General features: G+C 56.3%; 17 protein-coding genes and 1 riboswitch. Of the genes, 11 read left to right on the forward strand and 6 right to left on the reverse strand.

Translation table 11 applies throughout. The features are described from left to right. The first annotated feature begins 156 nt into the window (after nt 1-156). Entirely contained in the window at nt 157-3,123 is a 2,967-nt protein-coding gene (locus tag AC0J4F_RS12645; protein WP_473023641.1) for an HD domain-containing phosphohydrolase, read from the forward strand. Nucleotides 3,124-3,175: 52 nt separating this feature from the next. Here AC0J4F_RS12645 and AC0J4F_RS12650 read toward each other — a convergent pair whose 3' ends face one another. Further along, nucleotides 3,176-4,171 carry a TAXI family TRAP transporter solute-binding subunit gene (locus AC0J4F_RS12650; protein ID WP_473023642.1) on the reverse strand — a complete coding sequence of 332 codons (996 nt, stop codon included), beginning with the start codon at nt 4,169-4,171 and terminating at the stop codon, nt 3,176-3,178. 153 nt (nt 4,172-4,324) lie between these two features. Further along, on the reverse strand, nt 4,325-5,239 hold the full coding sequence (locus AC0J4F_RS12655) for a LysR family transcriptional regulator (protein WP_473023643.1): 915 nt from the start codon (nt 5,237-5,239) through the stop codon (nt 4,325-4,327). Nucleotides 5,240-5,378: 139 nt separating this feature from the next. Here AC0J4F_RS12655 and AC0J4F_RS12660 point away from each other — a divergent pair, with 139 nt between their 5' ends. Beyond that, nucleotides 5,379-6,452: a tartrate dehydrogenase gene (locus AC0J4F_RS12660; protein WP_473023644.1), complete on the forward strand. Its 1,074-nt coding sequence runs from the start codon at nt 5,379-5,381 to the stop codon at nt 6,450-6,452. A 52-nt stretch (nt 6,453-6,504) separates the two neighbouring features. Here the strand turns inward: AC0J4F_RS12660 and AC0J4F_RS12665 are convergent, their stop codons facing one another. Further along, on the reverse strand, nt 6,505-7,518 hold the full coding sequence (locus tag AC0J4F_RS12665) for a putative transporter (protein ID WP_209178639.1): 1,014 nt from the start codon (nt 7,516-7,518) through the stop codon (nt 6,505-6,507). A gap of 357 nt (nt 7,519-7,875) precedes the next feature. Here AC0J4F_RS12665 and AC0J4F_RS12670 point away from each other — a divergent pair, with 357 nt between their 5' ends. Then, complete coding sequence (locus AC0J4F_RS12670; RefSeq protein ID WP_473023645.1) at nt 7,876-8,877, forward strand: DMT family transporter; 1,002 nt, start codon at nt 7,876-7,878, stop codon at nt 8,875-8,877. A gap of 44 nt (nt 8,878-8,921) precedes the next feature. Here AC0J4F_RS12670 and AC0J4F_RS12675 read toward each other — a convergent pair whose 3' ends face one another. Next, nucleotides 8,922-9,158, reverse strand: coding sequence for an Lrp/AsnC ligand binding domain-containing protein (locus AC0J4F_RS12675; RefSeq protein WP_040450828.1), 237 nt, complete (start codon nt 9,156-9,158; stop codon nt 8,922-8,924). Nucleotides 9,159-9,295: 137 nt separating this feature from the next. Beyond that, nucleotides 9,296-9,406, forward strand: a riboswitch (TPP riboswitch). 68 nt (nt 9,407-9,474) lie between these two features. Here AC0J4F_RS12675 and thiM point away from each other — a divergent pair. From thiM to AC0J4F_RS12695, 4 genes are all read left to right on the forward strand, one after another. Continuing rightward, complete coding sequence (thiM, locus tag AC0J4F_RS12680) at nt 9,475-10,248, forward strand: hydroxyethylthiazole kinase (protein ID WP_473023646.1); 774 nt, start codon at nt 9,475-9,477, stop codon at nt 10,246-10,248. 33 nt (nt 10,249-10,281) lie between these two features. After that, nucleotides 10,282-11,094 carry a bifunctional hydroxymethylpyrimidine kinase/phosphomethylpyrimidine kinase gene (thiD, locus tag AC0J4F_RS12685; RefSeq protein ID WP_133946470.1) on the forward strand — a complete coding sequence of 271 codons (813 nt, stop codon included), beginning with the start codon at nt 10,282-10,284 and terminating at the stop codon, nt 11,092-11,094. Then, on the forward strand, nt 11,091-12,200 hold the full coding sequence (locus AC0J4F_RS12690) for a TRAP transporter substrate-binding protein (RefSeq protein WP_473023647.1): 1,110 nt from the start codon (nt 11,091-11,093) through the stop codon (nt 12,198-12,200). Before thiD ends, AC0J4F_RS12690 begins: the two co-directional genes overlap by 4 nt. A gap of 602 nt (nt 12,201-12,802) precedes the next feature. Then, nucleotides 12,803-14,116 (forward strand): OmpP1/FadL family transporter, encoded by a 1,314-nt coding sequence (locus AC0J4F_RS12695; RefSeq protein ID WP_473023648.1) that lies wholly within the window; start codon nt 12,803-12,805, stop codon nt 14,114-14,116. A gap of 59 nt (nt 14,117-14,175) precedes the next feature. Here AC0J4F_RS12695 and AC0J4F_RS12700 read toward each other — a convergent pair whose 3' ends face one another. After that, nucleotides 14,176-14,955, reverse strand: a complete 780-nt coding sequence (locus AC0J4F_RS12700; RefSeq protein ID WP_473023649.1) for an SDR family oxidoreductase — start codon at nt 14,953-14,955, stop codon at nt 14,176-14,178. A gap of 261 nt (nt 14,956-15,216) precedes the next feature. Here AC0J4F_RS12700 and AC0J4F_RS12705 point away from each other — a divergent pair, with 261 nt between their 5' ends. The 4 genes from AC0J4F_RS12705 (at nt 15,217) to AC0J4F_RS12720 (ending at nt 19,827) form a co-directional block, all read left to right on the forward strand. After that, nucleotides 15,217-16,020 (forward strand): UDP-2,3-diacylglucosamine diphosphatase, encoded by an 804-nt coding sequence (locus AC0J4F_RS12705; protein ID WP_133946480.1) that lies wholly within the window; start codon nt 15,217-15,219, stop codon nt 16,018-16,020. Next, a complete protein-coding gene (locus AC0J4F_RS12710; RefSeq protein ID WP_209178633.1) occupies nt 16,017-17,054 on the forward strand; it encodes a glycosyltransferase family 4 protein in 1,038 nt (345 codons plus the stop codon). Before AC0J4F_RS12705 ends, AC0J4F_RS12710 begins: the two co-directional genes overlap by 4 nt. Before the next feature lie 128 nt (nt 17,055-17,182). After that, on the forward strand, nt 17,183-18,193 hold the full coding sequence (locus AC0J4F_RS12715) for a threonine ammonia-lyase (RefSeq protein ID WP_473023650.1): 1,011 nt from the start codon (nt 17,183-17,185) through the stop codon (nt 18,191-18,193). A gap of 302 nt (nt 18,194-18,495) precedes the next feature. Next, nucleotides 18,496-19,827: a globin-coupled sensor protein gene (locus tag AC0J4F_RS12720; protein ID WP_209174100.1), complete on the forward strand. Its 1,332-nt coding sequence runs from the start codon at nt 18,496-18,498 to the stop codon at nt 19,825-19,827. A gap of 173 nt (nt 19,828-20,000) precedes the next feature. Here AC0J4F_RS12720 and AC0J4F_RS12725 read toward each other — a convergent pair whose 3' ends face one another. After that, nucleotides 20,001-21,173: a protein phosphatase CheZ gene (locus tag AC0J4F_RS12725; RefSeq protein ID WP_473023651.1), complete on the reverse strand. Its 1,173-nt coding sequence runs from the start codon at nt 21,171-21,173 to the stop codon at nt 20,001-20,003. Nucleotides 21,174-21,241: the final 68 nt, after the last annotated feature.

Here is a 21,241-nt window from a genome sequence, read left to right on the forward strand (position 1 = left end):
ACGGAATCGCGCCGGATAATTTCCGGCGTTTTTCTTTTTAGTTGTAACGTTTTGGGGAGGGCTCCATTCTCAAGGTTTCGATCGGTGCTACGCAATTTTAAGATGTCCGAGATATTAGGGAGTTGTAATTCATTTCTAACTCTAGGTTAGATGATCATGAATATTTTTTCTCGTGTGCGTCAGACGCTGCAATTTCATCTGAGCGTTGTATTTCTGCTCCTTGTTCTAACCGTCGGATCTGTGATCGGCTGGTTGACCTATTCCAGAATGAATGCCGTCATCACGGAGGCGTCGCGCAATCTCTTCAGTCTGACGAGTACAGAGGCTGTCGCCGGGTTGGAGCGCCTCTATGCGCCGGCGGAATTGGCTGTTGAGATCATTGCACTTCACGACATCACGCGGGCTGAAACGCTTTCTGAACGTCTTCCGCATGTGGCATTTCTTGCGGGCTTTCTTGACCAATCGGCGGCTTTGTCTTCCGTTTATGTCGGCTATGACGATGGCGATTTTATCATGCTGGTGCCGACAGAAAACGATGAGGCGAGAAGCCGATACAACGCGCCGACCGATACTGTTTTTGTTGTGCAATCGATAGAGCGTTTCCCCAATGGCGGAGTGCGAAGCCGGTATGTTTTCCTTGATATTGCGATGAACACGCTTGGCGAGCGGGAGCAGGCAAGCTTTGCGGGCTTTGATCCACGATCCAGGCCCTGGTTTGAACAGGCAAAGGCGTCCGCCGGCCAAATCAAGACGCGGCCCTATATATTCTTCACGTCACAAGAGCTGGGGCAAACCATCGCAGTTCGGGCTTTGGGTAGCGGTGCCACGGTTGGCGCTGACATTTCATTGGACACACTGGCCGCATCCTTGCGCAAAGAGCGGATCACCGAAAACACCGAGCTTGCGCTTTTTGGAAGCGATCTCGGCATGATTGCGCATCCGGACAAGTCGCGGGTTGTGGAGGTTTTGACACCGTCGGCTACGGGCGCGGCGCCTCAGCTCGGCCGGCTTTCCATGGATCAGCTGGACGGAACTGTCTTGCCGGATGTCGCAAAGGCTGCCGTTGAGGCTGGCGTGACCGGTGTTGATGACAAGACGCTGAATGAAAGGCTTGTCCTCGACGATGAGCCGTGGCGGGTGCAGGTGTCCCCGCTTAAAGTTCGCGGATCGACGCCATATTATCTGGCCATCGCGGTTCCCGAAGTGGAACTTCTGGTCCAGGCCCGGCAGCTTCTTCAGCAGGGCGGAATTGCGATTGGGATCATCTTGCTGATCTCCATCCCGATCACGATGCTTGTGGCACGACTGGTTTCCAAGCCGGTGCAGGCGCTATCGGGAGAAGCTGAAAAGATTCAGCGGTTCGACTTCGCAGACCCGGTCAATGTCCCGAGCTTCATCATCGAGATTGAGGACCTTTCACGGTCAATGGACGACATGAAGTCCACGATCCGGCAGTTTTTGGAGATCAATCGGTCCATTTCCGAGGAAACGGATTTTGAGCGGCTGTTGCAGACCCTGCTGGACGGAATGGGAAATATCGTTGGTTCAGAGCAGGGGGCTGTCTACCTGATCAGTGCAGATGAGACTGCCCTTGAACCGGTTGCGGCCATGGGGGGGCCAGTCGACACATTGCACCGCCATCCCTTGAACAGTCTGCCGCATGTCCTGCGCGAGGCCATTGATCGGGATGACATTCGAGCGACCAGAGTTGACGGCGAAGCGTTGGCTGTCTGTGGCGGGGATCCTGGTGCTGGGGAGAATCCGGCCCGCAATGCCATGGTTGTTCCTCTGTTTAACCGTAACAACGCGATGATCGGCATCATGACCCTGGTGCAGGAAGCAAAAGCCAATACCTCGTTGATCCGTTTTGTCGACGCATTGTCTCGGTCGGCTGCCATCGCACTCGAAACCCGCCAGTTGATTGCGTCGCAAAAGGCTCTGTTCGAGGCCTTTATCCGCATGATCGCCGACGCGATTGATGCCAAGAGCCCCTATACTGGAGGGCACTGCGCGCGTGTGCCCGAACTCACCAAAATGCTGGCTGAGGCCGCCAATGCCGCAAACCACGGGCCTTTCGCGGATTTGAAGCTGACGGATGACGACCGGGAAGCCATCCATGTGGCCGCGTGGTTGCATGATTGTGGCAAGGTGACCACACCGGAGTATGTGGTCGACAAGGCGACAAAACTGGAGACGCTGTATGATCGCATCCATGAAATCCGAATGCGTTTTGAAGTTCTGAAACGCGATGCGGAAATCACCTATTGGAAAGGTGTCGCCAACGGCGACGACCTGAAAGACTTGGCCGAACAGCGCGACGCGGAGCTGGCCGCGCTTGATGCGGACTTTGCCTTTGTGGCCGAATGCAATGAGGGCGGCGAGTTTATGTCACCCGACCGGCTTGACCGGCTCCAGGAAATCGCGAAGCGGACCTGGACCCGAACACTCTCAGACAGGGTCGGGATCAGCCACGAGGAACTGAATCGCAAGCAGCAAACTCCTGAGCCGGACTTGCCGGTCCGCGAGCCGCTGCTTGCTGATCGACCAGAGCACGTTCTTGAGCGCCGGCCGAAGGATCTCTTCACCGCAGACAATCCCTGGGGCTTCAAGCTGGACCAACCGGAGCACCTTTATGATCGTGGGGAGCTCTACAATCTCTCAATTGCGCGTGGCACCTTGACCGCTGAAGAACGCTACAAGATCAACGATCATATCGTACAGACAATCATCATGCTGTCGCGGCTGCCGTTCCCGTCTTACCTGCGCCAGGTGCCTGAACTTGCAGGGGGTCACCATGAAAAGATGGATGGAACGGGCTACCCGAAGCGCTTAAAGGGTAGCGAGATGAGTCCGGTCGCACGGATGATGGCGATTGCCGATATTTTCGAAGCCCTTACTGCCGCCGACCGGCCCTACAAGAAGGGCAAAACCGTGTCGGAAGCGCTCAAGATCATGGGCTTCATGGTCAAGGACGGGCACATCGATGCCGAACTTTACGACCTGTTTCTAACGTCGCGCGTCTGGGCCGACTACGCGTCCAGGTTCATGAAGCCGGATCAGATCGATGAGGTTGATGTTGCGGCTCTAAGGCCGGACGAAGCTGAAAGACGGGCTGTTGGGTGACAAGATTGACTGGTCGCGCGGATCATTTTGTCCGCACGACCATATAAAGCAATCAGTTGCTGTAGATCATGTCGGCAGGAATGTCCGCGCTGGCGTTTTCCTGGAACCAGCGGGCTGCACCCGGGTGCCATTTCATCACTGTGTTACGGTCCCAGAATTCCGGCAGAGTCGACCGGGCAGCCTTGTGGGTTTGTACCATACGATCGTTGTCTGACATCACGGCTTTCACCACCCCGTAGACAAATGTCTCGGGAAGGTCACAGTTTGCTATCGCAAAGTTCCACATGGAAACGGAGCGTGCCGGGTTTTCCAGAGTGGTGTAAGTGTCTGCGGCTATGTCAAAATTAGCCACCGGGAATGCCGCAGTAATCTTGGCCTGCTCGTCTTCGGAAAATTCGATGATGTTGATGTCGGTCTGGACTTCGAGCTGGCTCACCGCTGGAACCGGGACACCGGCTGCAAATGCGATCACATCGAGCAGACCATCCTGCAACTGACCGCCGAGATCAGACCAGCCACCGTTGCGTCGTTCAAACTTTACGCCCAACTCCTCCATCATGCGGGGGAAGTAGGTGTCAGACGTTGAGCCTGCCGGTCCGAACCCAATGCGGGCCCCTTCCGGAATGTCGGCAACGGATGTAATGCCGGACGAGCTCAAAGCCGTGATGGAGAAGGGCGTCTGATACATCGGGAACATGGCGCATGCTTTGTCCATCTTCAGGCCAGGCGCGATCGGGTTGGAGCCGGCAATGGATTCTGCAGCAGGTCCCATCGTGGTCATGCCGAACGGCAGATCTCCAGAATGCACAAGCGCCATGTTCTGCATCGGGCCGCCCGTGACTTCTGCGCCGCCGGAAACGCCGAGTTCCTCGCCAGCAATGTTTGCCCAGCCAGTTCCGTATCCAAAGTAAGTTCCGCCTTGTGAGCCGGTTCCAACTGTAAAGCTCTCCGGCCAGCCGGTTTTGTCCACGCTGTGATTGTCGGCAGCAGCTGGTAGTGCGGTCATGGCGGCGATCACAACGGCGCCGGTAATCAGATTGAATTTCATGTGTTCCTCCGGGTCTTGGGCAAAGCCTGTTGTCTCGCCCCGCAGCCTCCTTCGCGGGGTAGAGACATAGCTCTCACCGAAAGAGCAGCCTAGTCAGATCTCTCCAGCCGACACAGATCGTATTGATTATATAAATTTTGTGAATAATAGTTGTCACGCAGAGAGGGCCAGCTGCTCCGTCTGTTGGTGCAATATCTCAAGAAACGCATCCCGTGCCGTATCTCTCGTGTCTCTGACCCAGGCAACTGAAAGCGCAAGCCTGGTTCTGGCCGATCCCGATGGCAAATCCAGGGAGACAAATTTCACGCCGCCGACTGCGAGCCGGGAAATCCAACGCGGAACAATGGCTATGCCGACCCCCGTGCTGACCAGGTTGACGATGGTTTGTTTTTCTTCGGCAATTTGTGCAACGCGCGCGCTCAAACCAGCTTCCAGAAACAGCTTTATTGTTAGATCGTGACTGTGAGGCCGCGATCCCTTGTCCGGAACGATGAGGGGTTCGTCCGCCATGTCCTCGACCGAGATTTTTTTCTTTGCAGCCAGCGGGTGGCTGCTTGGAACCGCGACGACAGCTGTCTCATGAAACAGGGACTTCAGCATCAGGCGCTGGTCAACGATTTCAGGCGGCCGAACGATTGCAACATCAAGACGTCCGGTCAGCAAACGCGGCAAGAGCCGTATCGTTTTTTGCTCAAGAAGCTGGATGTCAATGCCCGGATACGCCTCCCGGAAATGAGGGATTATCTGTGGGATCAGGCCAACTGCGGCGCTATCAATAGCTCCAATCCGCAGCACCGATGTCTTGTCGCGTTGGCTTTCACGAAATGACGCCTCCAATTTGTCCGCTCTTTCCACGATCTCTCGCGCGGCGGCCAAGAAATCGCTGCCTGACTGTGTGAGAACAACGCTACGGGTTGTGCGGGTGAGCAATCGGCTACCAAGACTGTCCTCCAGCAATTTGATGTGGCGGCCCAAAGAAGCTGGAAGAATGTTCAGTTTTTGAGCGGCTCTGCCGAAATGCAGCGTATCCGCTACAGCGATGAAGCACCTGAGTTGACGAAGTTCCATGTTGCATCTCGATTATATTAATTATTTATATGATTAATTTGCTATTGCTGCAACTGCATGGAGTTGCAAACTGTGCGAAGAGACGCGGCGGTCTTTGAGCACGGGCTCTCAGCCCTTTTCACGAAAACAGGAATTTGAAATGCGCACTTACCAGATTGCAGCCATCCCGGCAGACGGCATCGGGCCTGAAGTGATCGAAGCGGGTGCTGAAGTGTTGGCCGCGCTTGGTCAGCGGGCCGGTGACGTGGATTTCAAACTGACCTTTTTCGACTGGGGATCAGAGCGGTACAAGAAGCACGGCGAGATGATGCCGTCTGATGGCCTCGAACAGCTTAAACCTTTCGACGCGATCTATTTCGGGGCTGTCGGCGCACCGGATGTGCCAGACCATATTACCCTTTGGGGGCTCCGCTTGCCGATCTGTCAGGGGTTCGATCAATACGCCAATGTCCGGCCGACAAAGATTATACCGGGCGTAACGTCGCCACTGCGCGACGTGGGTGTTGGAGACCTGGACTGGGTGATCGTGCGCGAGAACTCGGAAGGCGAGTATTCGGGAAATGGCGGGCGAGCGCACCGCGGGCTGCCGGAAGAGGTGGGCACAGAGGTCGCCATCTTCACCCGCGTTGGTGTCACGCGGATCATGCGTTATGCCTTTCAGCTTGCGCAATCCCGTCCGCGTAAACAGCTGACGGTGGTGACCAAATCCAACGCGCAACGGCACGGCATGGTCATGTGGGATGAGATCGCCGCCGAGGTCGCTAAGGAGTTTCCGGATGTGACGTGGGACAAGATGCTGGTCGATGCAATGACCGTGCGCATGGTCAAGAACCCGAAAAGCCTCGACACCATCGTTGCAACCAATCTCCATGCGGACATTTTATCTGACCTGGCAGGTGCCTTGGCCGGAAGCCTGGGTGTCGCCCCCACAGCAAACATTGATCCTGAGCGCCGCTTCCCGTCGATGTTCGAACCCATTCATGGATCTGCCTTCGATATCACGGGCAAGGGCATTGCAAACCCGGTTGCAACCTTCTGGACCGCGTCGCAGATGCTGGACCATCTGGGTGAGGCGGCATCCAGTCAGCGTCTTATGACAGCGGTTGAGCGCGTCTGCGACGCAGGTATTGTGACGCCCGATGTCGGGGGCAAAGCCACCACCCGGGAAGTCACCGATGCCGTTATTCGGGCGATCCACGGATCAAACGAGTAGTCAGGCAGACAGGTCCTGAGGCTCCCGTCTGCCGGTTTCCCCATGACCACTGTTACTCCGCTGGCATTTCCTGTGGGACGCTGCCGTTGCGCTCGTATTCCCAAATGTGGCTTTCAAAGGCTCTGAGACGTTTGTAGACGGAGATCAGTTCGACGATCGTGGTCCAGGCATTGACCAGGTATTGGAACGAATTTTCGACCTGTGAGAACGCACGCACGATCTGCTGCATCACGCCCAAGGTAATGGCGCCGGTCACGATTGTCGGTCCGAGCGCAATGTAGGGCACAAGGACAGTTGCCTGCAGGTACGACCATTTGGCGATGTCGAAATAAAGGTAGTGGAAGAAGAGCCGGAAATAGTTCTTGCGGACATGACCGAAGAGCTCATCCACCGAGGGCGGATCGGCGCGCTCCTCATTGTCTTCGCCGTAGACAAGTTCTTTCCGGTAGGCCGCTTCAACCTTCTGATTGTTGAATTCCAGGCCCGGCAATTTCAAGCCGACCACGGCCAGCAACACCGTACCGGATGCAGCTGAAATGATCGCGACGTAGACCAGTGAGTGAGCCACGGGACCGATCCAGGGCAGTTCGGTGACGTTGGCTGACAGCTCCCAGAGGATCGGCAAAAAGGCGATCAGTGTCATGACAGAGCGCAGGAAAGAGACGCCAAGGCTCTCCATGATCCGCGCAAAGCGCATGGTATCTTCCTGAACGCGCTGGGAGGCCCCCTCGATGTGGCGCACCACATGCCAATGGGCCATGTAATAGTCGTTCATGGCTGTGCGCCAACGGAAGACGAAGTGCTTGGTGATGAAGTCCAGGATCACCGCAACAATCACGAAAATCGCGGCAATATACAAAAACGTCATCAATTCGCGCATGTATTCGCCGAACGTGACGGAGCCGGGCTCACTCAAGGCGCGCTGAATGAGATCGTAAAAGCTGCCGAACCATTCGTTGATCTCGACGTTAAGGTTCACCTGGTACTGGGTGGCGCCGAGGATGACCACCGAGATGATCCAGGCCCAGAAGAACCATTTACGGTTCAAGAAAAACGATCGGAACATGGGGCGGCGCCTTTCGAATCGGGGATTTTTTATAAGTATAGGAGCCCGTAACGGCAGGAGCAGGTATGTGCCGGGTTTTCAGTTGCTTTTGAAGAGGAAACGTTGGTCATACACGCCGATTTTATCGGCAGACCCTGTTTAATTTGCCAAGGCTACGCGCGAGATTGCAAAAATTGAGGCCGGGGTAGATACTGGCCCCTCACTTCTGAAGCGATTTGCGCAAATCTTAACCTAAATGCTCGGCAGACCGATTTGAACCTGTTTGCGGCGCTTTTGTCTTCGCTGTTCTATTATTCTTTCAAAACTGGTGCGTGGCGCGGAAAGCGCTGGGTGTAAGCCAGTATCTGGATCCGATTTATGGCGTCAAAAAACACCGCAACCCAACAGTCCCGCGCGCCAGCGCCGACAGGTATGACACGTCAGGCTCCTCTGATCGGCATCGGGCTGAAGCTGGCCTCAACGATCGTGTTCTTTGCCATGGTGACGGTGCTCAAGATCGCCGCTGAACGTGTGCCGATCGGGGAACTCGTGTTTGCGCGGAATTTTTTCGGCGTCTTTCCGGTTCTGATGATGGTCGGGGTGCGGAGAGAGCTTGGCCTTGCGTTCCAGACGCAGAACCCAAAAGGACATCTTGTGCGCGCCTGCATCGGTTTGACGGCCATGGTGTGCATGTTCACCGCTTATGACCTGCTGCCGCTGCCTGATGCCACAGCCATCAACTTTGCAACACCGCTAATTGTTGTTGTTTTGGCCTTCTTCATGCTGGGCGAAACTGTCCGGATCTATCGGTGGAGCGCGGTCGCAGTTGGTTTTGTCGGCATCCTCGTCGTTTTGTCACCGCATCTGGGAGAGGGGGATTTCGACAACTCCGCCACCTTTGGGGCCATCGTCGGATTCATGGGGGCTGCCTTTGCGGCTCTTGCCATGATCACGGTCCGGAAGCTGTGCGTCACCGAGCGCACCTCGACCATTGTCACCTGGTTTTCCTTGTCGGCGACCGTGATCTCACTTCTGACCATTCCAGCCGGCTGGATCTGGCCGGACCAAGCCTGGATCATCCCGGATCTGGAAACAGCGGCACTGTTGGTGATGATTGGCCTATTCGGCGGTGTGGGACAGATCCTGTTGACCCAGAGCTACCGGTATGCAGATGCGTCGACCATCGCGCCGTTTGACTATGTGAACATGCTCTGGGCGATCCTGGTCGGCTGGGTCGTCTTTGCTGAAGTGCCGGTTCTTGAGGTGATTGTGGGTGCGGTGATCGTTATGGCCGCCGGGATCTTCGTGATTTACCGGGAGCACCGGCTTGGCCTTGACCGGACCAAGGACCGCCGGGCATCGACACCCTCGAAGTCTTGAAGACATGCCGCACGGACAAGTTCGCGCGGCTACATGCGGAATGGTCAGAACGCCTTGAACGTGATGATTGACTTGGTGTCCTGGATGCCGTCGATCGGGTGCACCTTCTCATTGACGAAGTGTCCAATGTCAGTGCCGTCTTCGATATAGAACTTCACGAGAAGATCATAGTCTCCGCTGGTGGAGTAGACTTCCGAAGCGATCTCGGCATCCGCGATTGCATTGGCAACCTGATAGGTTTTGCCGAGCTGACATTTGATCATCACGAAAAACGGGGTCATGGGGGCTCCTGCGGGCAAAAACGAACTGTGCCCCGACATCGCCTATCTCAAACAAACAGTCAATCGGCTGTCGGCGCTCGAACCACGGCGATAGCTAAGTGGGACTTGAAAACCCGCGCCTGGCTTGGTAGACAGATTTTGTCTCATGGGGGTGCCCGGCAATTGTGGATCGGGCTGAGAGGCGAACGGCCAACTCCTAGAACCTGATCCGGCTTGTACCGGCGGAGGGATTTGAGATCATGACTGATCTTTTACGTATTATCCGAAAAACGATGGCGCGGAACGCCGGCTCTTTGAACTTGAAAAGGAGCCAGGCATGAGTTTGTCGATTGCCGCGAGCACGCAGGCGCTGTCGGCGGATGCGGTCTTTTCCTCGCTGGAGCGGGTGCGGGCAAAAAGACCCCGTGTTCATGCCATCACCAATACGGTTGCGCAGGGCTTTACGGCCAATGTCCTGTTGGCGCTCGGCGCTGTGCCATCCATGACGATCGCACCAGAGGAAGTTCAGAGCTTTGCAGCATCTGCCGATGCTCTTCTGATTAACCTCGGAACACTGGACAACAGCCGCCGTTTAGCGATCCCGGTTGCGATTGATGCGGCCAAGGAAGCTGGGCGGCCAATCACCATTGATCCGGTGTTCGCGGATCGGTCGCCGCAGCGCTGTACCTATGCCAAAGAGCTTTTGCAAACGCTACCGTCTCTTGTCCGGGCGAATGAAGCCGAGATGACCGCGCTCTTTGATGCGCGGGCCGAGGTTGACGCTTTGATTTCGGAGGGAGCGGTCTTTGCCGTGACCGGAGAAGAGGATCAGATCGAGAGCCGGGGCGAAGACTACCGGCTACGCAATGGTCATCCTCTTTTGGCCAGAGTGACGGCCACCGGCTGTGCGGGGGGCGCGGTCCTCGCAGCGTTTGCGAGCGTTGAGCCAGATACAGCGCTTGCCGCGGCATCTGGCCTGTCCGTCTTCAACATTGCGGGCGAAATCGCCGCTTCCCGGAGCGGGGGACCTGGCAGTCTGGTTCCAGAGCTTCTCGACACGCTGTACAGCCTAACGGCCCGCGATATCGAAAGCCGTCTTCAAACCGGCTGACATCCATTCCTATAGTATTGTGCGGAGGGCACCATGACCGCAATCGCGGTGACAATAGCAGGCTCGGATTCCGGCGGTGGGGCCGGCATTCAGGCGGACTTGAAATCCTTTTCGGCAAATGGCGTTTACGGGGCGAGCGTCTTAACGGCGCTCACGGCACAAAACACCCTTGGTGTCACGGCAATCCATGATGTGCCGGTCGAATTCGTACGCGCGCAGATCGATGCCGTCTATTCCGACCTAGCGGTAACAGCCACCAAGATTGGCATGCTCTCGCAGGTGCCGATCATTGAGGAAGTCGCTGAAGGTTTGAAACGCCATCAAACAGGACCGGTCGTCCTGGATCCCGTGATGGTGGCCGCATCCGGAGATCCGCTTTTGGCGGAAAGTGCGGTCGCAACCCTGATTTCCAAGTTGGTGCCCTTGGCCGACATCATCACGCCCAACCTTCATGAAGCAGCCCGCATGCTTGAGGGCGAAGTCGCCCATAGCGAAATCGACATGCAGCGCCAGGCCAAACAGCTGATCGACCTCGGGGCAAAGGCTGTTTTGTTGAAGGGCGGACACGGCGACAGTGCGGAAAGCGCTGACCTTTTGATAACTGAAGACGATGAAAGCCTCTGGTTGCGTGAGGACCGCATCGCAACGGACAACACCCACGGCACTGGATGTACGTTGTCTTCCGCTATCGCAGCGGGACTAGCCAAGGGAAAAACGCTTGGTGGCGCGGTCTCCAGTGCAAAAACCTATATCCACGAAGCGATCCGCCATGCAGACGAACTCAAGATTGGACAGGGTCATGGACCGGTCCATCACTTCCACGCTTTTTGGGAGGGCCCACAATGAGTGGTGCTTCTAAACATAAAAAGAGCGTCAGCCGCCGGGACATGCTTGTGGGCAGTGCCGTTGGAAGCGCATCGGTTTTATCTGCCCCAGCGGTGATGGCACAAAGTACGGTCACCGAATGGAAGCTGGTGACATCCTGGCCGAAAAACCTGCCAGGTCCGGGTGTCACGGCGCAGCGGATCGCTGATCAGATCGCGTTGCTCTCAGGTGGTGCGTTCAAGATCCGTTTGTTTGCTGCCGGCGAACTGGTGCCGGCGCTCGGTGTGTTTGATGCCGTCTCAAACGGCACTGCGGACATGGCGCATACAGCCTCGTTCTTCTGGCAAGGCAAGATCCCGGCCTCCGTCTATTTCACCGCGGTCCCCTTCGGTCTGCTCCCGCATGAACATATCAGCTGGATCGAGCAAGGCGGCGGGCAGGCGCTCTGGGATGAGCTTTACGCGCCGTTCGGTATCAAACCGGTGATGGCGGGTAACACCGGTGTTCAGATGGGCGGCTGGTACAAGAAACCCCTCCAGAACCTCGATGATCTGCGCGGCCTGAAGATCCGGATGCCGGGCCTGGGTGGAGAGGTGATGCGCAGACTTGGGGCCGCTCCGGTTGGTTTGCCACCGGGTGAGTTGTTTCAAGCACTCCAAACAGGTGTTCTGGATGCAACTGAATTTCTCGGCCCCTGGTCGGATCGGGCCATGGGGTTCCATAAGGCCGCGAAATATTATTATTCACCTGGTTTCCACGAACCGAACGGGACGGGCGAGGCACTGTTCAATCAGTCAGCTTTTGATGCTTTACCCAAGGAATTCCAGACAATTCTATTGGAGGCGTGCCGCGCTGAGAATGGACGTGCGCTTGCTGAGAGCGATTGGGAAAATGCCGGAAGCCTGCAGTTGCTCCAGCAAGAAGATGGCGTTGAAGTCCTTTCCTATCCGGAGGACATTCTTGACGCCTTGCGCGTAACGACTGGAGAAGTGCTGCTGGACACGTCCCGTCAGGATCCGATGAGTAACCGCATTTATCAAAGCCACCAGACCGCTTTGAAGCGTCTTTCGCCTTGGAGCGATATTGCCATGCGGCGGTTTTTGAGCGCGCGTGATGGACTTGTCTGATTTGCAACTATAGAGAGTATCGCCGTGGGCGCGGCATGACCTGTGTTGTCTACAGTTTCGGCTCGTAAAGCCCGAAACTCCATATGTATCGTGTCTGAAATGCGGGTATTTGGACCATAAATATATCCGCATTTCTGACATCGGAATGACTTTTTCATCTCACTCGGTTGGCCATATCGTGGGCGGTGTATAATGCTGATTTGGGATTTTTTGGTTTGCCAATGAAGCGATTCACTCACCAAAAAATACTCCAGGCTCGCGCAAAACGCCGGTATTCCCTAAGGTTATGTGTGACAAGAAAGCAACGCGCAGCAAAGAAAGAAAGTTAAGTGTGACCTTTTGGTAATGTGCCTAAAAAATGTGCATTTGTATGGTTGGTCGCGGTCATCCTCCAAAAGCAGTGTCTGATGATATGTTTATCCGGCTACGAGCACTTGGTGCGTGCGCCGGGCTTTCGTGAAAACCCGTATATTGCAACGCAGCAACCGTGTGCGCTGCAATTAGAGATCGCATTTCGTGGTTGAAAGGCGACCGTTTCTTTTAGACCCTGCAGTCAGTGTCAAATTCCTCCCGGGGGGAGGAGGATTGGGAGAAACGTAAAAATGCGGGCAACCAAGAAAATCGTACTTATGACGTCGACAGCCATTGCTGCCTCGATCGTCGCAAGTGCAGCCTCTGCGGGCGGTTTCGCCCTGCGCGAGCAGAGCGCATACTACCAAGGGACTTCCTTCGCCGGTAACGGTACATCCAGTTCGTCGATTTCGTCCATGTTCTGGAACCCGGCAACCATCACGTCGATGGACGGTAAGATCGTATTTGAGGCTCACAACGCCTTCATCATTCCAAAGTCCGACATTACCGGTTCGAACACCGTTCCGAATTCACTGACCACGCCGACCGGTCTGATCACGACGTCTTTTGACACCGGTGATATCGGCCACGATGCTTGGATCCCGGCGTCCTACACGTCTTACAACTTCAACGACAAAATCTACCTTGGCGTTGGGATTAATGGTCCGTTCGGTCTTTCCACAAAGCCGGACGACAGCAACTGGACCGGTGCAGGCTATAACCGCTCTTCAAAGATCTTCTCGATCAACCTGAACCCGGTTGTCGGCTACAAGATCAATGAGATGTTCTCCGTCGCGATTGGTCCGCAGATCCAGTATGCGGATGTTCGTCTGACGAACGCGTCGTTCTCTCCGTCTATTCCTGGCGCCACCCTGTTTCCGGGTCAGCAGCTTGATGGTGACGGTGTTGGCGTTGGTATGACGGCAGGTGTCACTATAAAACCAACCGCGACCACGGAAATCGGCATCGGTTACCGCTCCGCGATCTTTACCGACATCGATGGCACGATCGCTGCTCCGAACCCGGCGAACCCGTTCACGACGGCCGTCACGAACGTGAAAACCGTACTTGCAACGCCGGACATGGTCACTCTTTCGGCGAAGCAGAGCATCACCGACGACATTCGTGTCCTCGGTACTTTCGAGTGGACAAACTGGAGCCGCCTGAAAGAGCCGCAGATCACGGCTGATGCGACCGGCGCCACCGTGACCACGCTGCCGTTCAACTACAATGACGGCTACTTCGTCGCGCTCGGTGGTGAGTACGACTTCAATGACAAGCTGACCTTCCGCGCCGGTGCAGCGTATGAGTGGTCACCGATCGATGATCAAATCCGGTCTGCGCGCCTTCCGGACAACGATCGTATCTGGGTAAGCGCCGGTGCGTCCTACGTTTTCAACGAGCACTTCTCGTTTGATCTCGGCTACACGCATATCTTTGGTACAGACACCGATCTGAACCTTGTCCCGGGTCACCAGGACTACAGCGCTTCGAAGGGATCGCTGACCGGTTCCGTCGACTCTTCCGTCGACATCCTGACAGCTTCAGTTCGCATCAAGTTCTGATCAGCTGCCAGACTGGTTTTGAAAATTCTGCCGGCCCGCGATCGCGGGCCGGCTTTTTGTCAGAATGCTGCCGGGTAAAGGCCGCCGTCCATGAGAATGTTCTGCCCGGTGATGTAGCCGGCGTGTGTGGAGCACAAAAAGGCACAGGTCTGGCCGAACTCCTCGGCTGTTCCAAAACGGCGTGCCGGGATTTCCGCAGCCTGGCTTGCGCGAATGGCGTCCACTGTCTGACCGGACTGTTGTGCGGAGCGTTCAAACCCACCCCTCAGCCGGTCCGTATCCATTTTGCCTGGCAGCAGATTGTTGACCGTGACACCATGCGGAGCCAGCTGGCGGCAAACACCTGCCAGGAATGCTGTCAGACCGGCGCGGGCGCCGCTGGAAAGGTCCAGGCCTTCAATCGGCATCTTCACGGACAAGGACGTGATGTTGACGATCCTGCCAAAGCCACGGGCCTTCATTCCGGGGGTGACCGCCTGGATCAATTCGATCGGGGTCACGAAGTTCTGGATGGCGCCTTCCAGCAAGGCAGAGCGATTGAGTTCTGTATAGTCCTTGCGAGGCGGGCCGCCATTGTTGTTGACCAGTATGTCGGGCTCCGGGCAGACCGTCAGGAGAGCGGTTTGTCCTTCCGGTGTTGAAACGTCGGCAGCGATGACACTGACCTTGACCTGAAAGGTGTCCGTCAGATACGCGCGGGTTGCTTCCAGGGCATCTATATCGCGCCCGTTGATCACCAGGTCACATCCGGCGTCTGCAAGCGCTTCTGCGCAACCTCTGCCAAGTCCGCGGCTTGATGCGCACACGATTGCCGACTTGCCGCGCAATCCCAAATCCATGATCGATCTCCCAAATTTCGAAGGTGAGGTTTGCGAGACCATATGAAAGGAAACCCGCTGCGGCTATCCCTTAAGCGATGAACCTGCATGATTGTGAGGCCCTGAGTGAGCGCGCTGAAACGCATATGTTGGCGCGGCTAAGGGAAAGATCCTCCAATGACTTTAGGAAAACGCAACGTCAGGCCGCCTCAAACCCCGTCTGTCATAATAGTGAAACTTGAATCGCGTCTATAGCGGTCCAATGGATCTAGGAGACGTGCAATGTCCACTTCGGAGACATCGCGGCATTACAGGGCCTTGTTTATTTCAGATGTACATCTTGGCACTCGCGGGTGCCAGGCAGAGCTTCTGCTTGACTTCCTGAAGGACAATGACGCAGAGACAATTTACCTTGTCGGCGACATTGCGGATGGCTGGCGGTTGAAGCGGTCCTGGTATTGGCCGCAGCTCCACAACGATGTGGTTCAAAAGATCCTGCGAAAAGGCCGCAAGGGCTCTCGAGTTGTCTATATTCCTGGAAACCACGACGAGTTTCTACGCAGCTTCCTAGGCACGCACTTCGGCGGTGTGGAAGTCACCGACAGCATCATCCATGAAACCGCCGACAATCGGCGGTATCTGGTGATCCATGGGGATCAGTTCGATGTGGTGATCCGCCATGCCAAGTGGCTCGCGTTCTTTGGGGACAAGGCTTACGTCACAGCGCTTGGTGTCAACACCGTGCTGAACGCCGTGCGCCGCCGGCTTGGCCTGACCTACTGGTCTTTGTCAGCTTGGGCGAAGCTGAAAGTCAAAAATGCAGTCAGTTTCATCGGGCGCTTCGAGGAGGCTCTTTCCGACGAAGCGCGTCGTCAGGGCGTTGACGGTGTTATCTGCGGTCACATCCACCATGCAGCAAGCCGTGACGTCAACGGTATTCACTACATCAACACTGGCGATTGGGTTGAAAGCTGCACTGCGGTTGCCGAACACCATGATGGAACCTTTGAGGTGATCAGATGGGTAGAACAGGCCCAAACCGGAGCCCAAACGGCGAAGCCACAGGAAGCTCCGGTCGCCGCATGAGTTCCATTCTTGTTGTCACGGATGCCTGGCATCCGCAGATCAATGGCGTCGTGCGCTCGCTTGAACGCACAGCTGACGAACTCCGCGCCATGGGCGTTCGTATGGAGTTTTTGACCCCGCAGGCTTTCAAGACACTTCCTTGCCCGACATATCCAGAAATCCGTTTGTCTTTGACGCACAAGGGCACTGTGCGGCGGATGATGGATGAGTTCGACTGCGAACACCTGCATATTGCGACCGAAGGGCCGCTTGGCCTGCTTGCGGCCGGGATCGCTAAAAAGCGCGGACAGCCGTTCACCACCAGTTATCACACACGGTTTCCAGAGTATGTTTCTGCCCGGATGCCGGTGCCGCTTTCCTGGTCTTACGCCTGGATGCGCCGCTTCCACAACGCCGGCAACGGCTGCATGGTGGCAACGACTTCGCTGGAGAACGACCTGAGAGACCGCGGCTTCCGGAACTTGATGCGCTGGTCGCGCGGGGTCGACGAAAATCTCTTCAAACCCTACGAGGGTTCTGTCCTGCCGCAGGATTTGCCTGGGCCGGTCTTCATGTATGTTGGCCGCGTTGCGATTGAGAAGAACATCAAGGCATTTTTGGACCTGAAACTGTCCGGTTCAAAGGTCGTTGTTGGCGATGGGCCTCAGCTGGATACGCTGCAGAAGGAATACACCGACACGCTCTTCACGGGAGCGAAAACCGGTGAAGACCTGGCGCGTCATTACGCCAGCGCTGATGTTTTCGTCTTCCCGTCTCTAACCGACACGTTCGGCAATGTCATGCTGGAAGCGCTGGCATGCGGGGTGCCGGTTGCTGCCTACCCGGTTATGGGGCCGCTGGATGTGATCGGCGATACCGGCGCTGGTGTTTTGTCCGAAAACCTTGCGGAGGCATGTGAAGCCGCTCTCGATATTCCGCGCGACCACTGCCGGAACATTGCACTCAATTACACTTGGGCAGCCAGCAGCCGGCAGTTCCTGGACAATTGTATCGCCGCCGTTGGCGGCGTGGCACAGGCCAACGCGGCAGAGTGATCTTATAGCCTCTGAAGTTTTAAGATATTGGCGCTGCGGGATTTTGTAACCCTCACAATGTTGCAGTTGTCAGGCCATGGGGTAGCCGGTACTCCTGTCCACCTCAGATCCTGAATGAGGTGGCCACCATGACCGGCGCGACAGCAGAACGACCTTCCTCCGGCAGCGTAGCCGTCAATTTCGACGATGTATTGGAGGCAGCTGATGCCCTGGTGGGCGTTTCTGTCAAAACCCCGCTCTTGACCAACCCCGCTCTGGACGAGCGTGTTGGCGGGCGTGTGTTGATCAAGCCCGAATGCCTGCAACGCAGCGGCTCTTTCAAATTTCGCGGCGCTTACAATTGCTTGAGGCAATTGGACCCGGACGTCCGGGCCAAGGGTGTCGTCGCTTGCTCGTCGGGTAATCACGCGCAAGGCATCGCGTCCAGTGCCAAGATCTTTGGCATGCCGGCGACGATCGTCATGCCTGCCGATGCCCCTCAGGTGAAGCTGGAACGCACTCGCGGATATGGTGCGACGGTCATTAGTTATGACCGGGCCACGGAAGACCGCGACAAGATCGCTGCCGAGATCTGCGCCGAAACCGGCGCGACGTTCGTGCACCCTTACAATGATCCTGCCGTTATTGCCGGGCAGGGGACCGTTGGCCTGGAACTGGCAGCGCAAGCAAAAGACCTTGGTGTGCGGTTGGATGATGTCCTGGCTTGCACAGGTGGTGGAGGCCTTTCCAGCGGGATTGCGCTTGCGCTTGCAAACACTTCCGCGGAAACGGTGTTCCATACGGTCGAACCGCAATTCTTCGATGACTACAAACGGTCTTTGGAGGCAGGGGCATTGCTGTCCAATCCCGCCAAATCCGGTTCGATCTGTGATGCGCTTCTTTCTGAAAGTCCCGGAGAGATCGGATTTTCGATCCTGCGTCAATTTGCTGGGGAAGGATTTACGGTCACAGACGAGCAAGTTCTGGACGCTGTGGCGTTTGCGTTTTCCGAGCTCAAGCTGGTTGTCGAACCCGGCGGCGCCGCTGCGTTGGCCGCACTGCTGTCCGGGAAACTTGACCTAATGGAGCGGACCGTCGGTGTCGTACTGACGGGCGGAAACATCGACCCTAAGATGTTGTTTAAGGCTGTTTCGCGTTAACGCGCTGTTAGTGGCTGACCCATTAGGCGGATAATATCTGTCCTGTTCTTTTTCGGAGGATTCGCGAAAGAAAGGATGGTGCGGAAATAACCGTGGTGTCTGCTGAATTGCGAAGCAAAACCAGGAGGTTACGTAACGTGGGGATATGCATCTCTGCTGATGCTGCCGTCCTGTCTTCCTTGGCATTGAATACCTGGTGTTCCGTCAAAACCCGCCTCAAGTAGGGGCGCGTTACGTTGATTCGCGGGACAGCGTTGGCCTGAGGGGGACCAGCACTGGCTTGCAGGGTTTATGGAGCCAATATGCAGAACCAAACGCTAAAGGGCAGGCTGGCGTTTTTCCGTTTCACCGAAGAAGACCGCACACTGGCGCGATCGATCTGGCCGACACTTTCCTCTCATTTGCCGAGGATCATGGACGGATTTTACGACCATGTAAAAACAGTCCCGCATCTGTCGACAATGATCGGAGACCAGGAGGCCCGCCTGATCTCGGCGCAGCTCTCTCATTGGGAGCGCATGTTCAATGAAGGACCGACCGAGGCGTACCTTGAGCGCTCCATCCGGATCGGATTGGCCCATGTGCGCATTGGTCTTGATCCGAGCTGGTACATCGGCGGGTATTCCTTTGCCTTAACCCAGATCTCCGAAGTGCTGCTGACCAAGCGGATGATGACTGCTGCCAAGCGCTCTAAGGTCATGGCTGTGATCACCAAACTGGTGATGTTGGACATGGACATCGCAATTTCGACCTACCACGAAAAAATGGTGGCGGACGCTGTTGCCCGGGAAGACGGGCTGAAGTCCGCGATTGCCACGTTCGAGACTTCACTCAGCGGTGTGGTCGGCGAGTTGAGCTCTACGTCTGACGAGTTGGAGAACTCTTCCCGCGATCTCAGCCGGGAGACCGGCTCGATCGCAACCCGCATGCAGACCATGGACACTTCCTCCGCGGAGACCGCGAGCGGTGTGCAGTCCAGCGCGACGGCAACAGAGGAAATGAGCGCTTCGATTGTTGAAATCGGGCGTCAGGCCGGACATTCACGTGAAAAGGCTCAGCAAGCTGTTCAAGGCGCCCAGAACACCAATGAATCGGTCACCAAGCTGGCCGGTTTTGCAGATCAGGTGGGGTCTGTCATCGGCTTGATTTCTGACATTGCTGAACAGACCAACCTCCTTGCGCTGAACGCCACCATTGAAGCGGCTCGGGCCGGCGAAATGGGTAAGGGCTTTGCCGTGGTCGCGGCTGAGGTCAAGGAGCTTGCAAGTCAGACCACGAAGGCGACTGAAGAGATCACCGAACAGATTGCGGCGATCCAGCAGGCAACCCGGCAGTCTGTCCAGGATATTGACGGGATCACCACGATCATCAGCGAATTGTCAGAGATCGCCAACAGCATTGCAGCGGCTGTGGAGCAGCAGTCGTCTGCAACGGCGGAGATTTCTTCTGCAGTTCAGATAGCCGCGGTGGGCACACAGAGCTTTACTGATGAGATCGCCGCTGTGCGCGGGTCGATCGATTCAGTCGATGGCACGGTTGAGACAATCCATGAAACGTCATTGACCTTGAAGAACAGGGCTGCGCGTCTGAGCGAAGAAGCGAACCAGTTCTTTGACAAGATCAAAGCCGGATAACTTTGAACAAAGAGGGGAGGCATCGTTGGTAGATCTCCGGGTCTGCCGACGATGCCTTTAAAACTCTCCGACATATGCCGCGCACGGAAACGAGCGTGGCATTTGCTTTGCTGAGGCAAAGAAAAAGGGCGCCTGGAATGGGCGCCCTTGTCTCTTGATAGTGTGAAGTTCGATCAGTTGAACAGAGCCTGTCGTTCGGCCTCGGTCAGCTCCGTCAGCGGGTCAGCGCCGTCGTCGGCATCTGCTTCTTGCTCAACCAAAGCCCAGTCGGCATCAGCTTCTGCCTCTGCTGTTTCCGCAGCCGGTTCGCTGTCGTTGGCAGCTTCCGGCTCGCTGACTTCCGCATCGAACAGTTTGTCGATCGCGGCTTCGTCCAAGACTTCATCGGCGTGGGCTGCAGCAAACTCATCGGCGACCGGATCGGCGACTTCAGCTATATCTGCTGCCTCCGTTTCCTCGGCCGCAGGCGTGGATGCAAACATGTCATCAATCGCGGCCGCATCCATCGGTTCGCTATCGCCCGCCATCAGAGCATCGATGTCCGCTTCACCCATTGGTGCTGAAGCTTCGCTCGCAGATGTGTTGCCAGGCGCTGCGACTTCGTCCAAAGCGGCGTCAAACACGTCGCCGCTGACAGACATCAGCTCATCGACACTGTTTTGAGAGACACCGGCGCCGTCACGCTGGGGGCCGTTCAGTAGGTGGGCATCCGGGCGGCTGTCGACAGGACCAGCGGTGTCATCTGCTTCCAGATCTTCGATGCCCCAGATGTTGATCATCAGGTTGATCCGGCTTTCCAGATATCGCAGTACCTGGACCACCTTGTTGGTGCGCTGGCCGGTCAGATCCTGGAAGGAACAGGCCATGAAGATTTCTGTGGCCTTCGCATCAATATCGTCGCAAGTCGCATCGTCTGCGCCGTTTTCGCGAAGAACCCAGGCTTTTTCCTGGATCTGCTCGGCAGCTTCCAGAATCGATTGGGTGGCGCCTTCGGTCTGCGTCACGATCGCATCAAGCTCATGAGAGGCGTCGACAAAGCGATTGCTTTCGTCGCCGTCATCCTTGATGTTGGCGATCTCCGCCTTGGTGCGCTCAATTGCCTCGTGCATGTCGGCAATATCCAGGCGAATCTTGTCGAGATCCGGCACTTTGCGCTGGCGGGTGACGACTTTCTCAAGACGGTGGATCGCGCCGAGGATCTCGGTCGTTTCCGGGGTCTTGTTCCGGTTCAAAAACTCTTTTAGAAACCGACGTCCTCGATCGGATTCCATCAAGGTCTGTTCAAGCGTCTGATATTCGGCTTCGCCTATCAGCTCCGGTTCTACCTGTTGTGTTTCCGCTTTCATCAGGGCGCGATTCTCAACTCTGCAAGGGCCGTTCGGTATCCAATCCGGACACTTCCAAAATCAGGGTA

The sequence above is a fragment of the Roseibium sp. R5 genome (assembly GCF_055755305.1).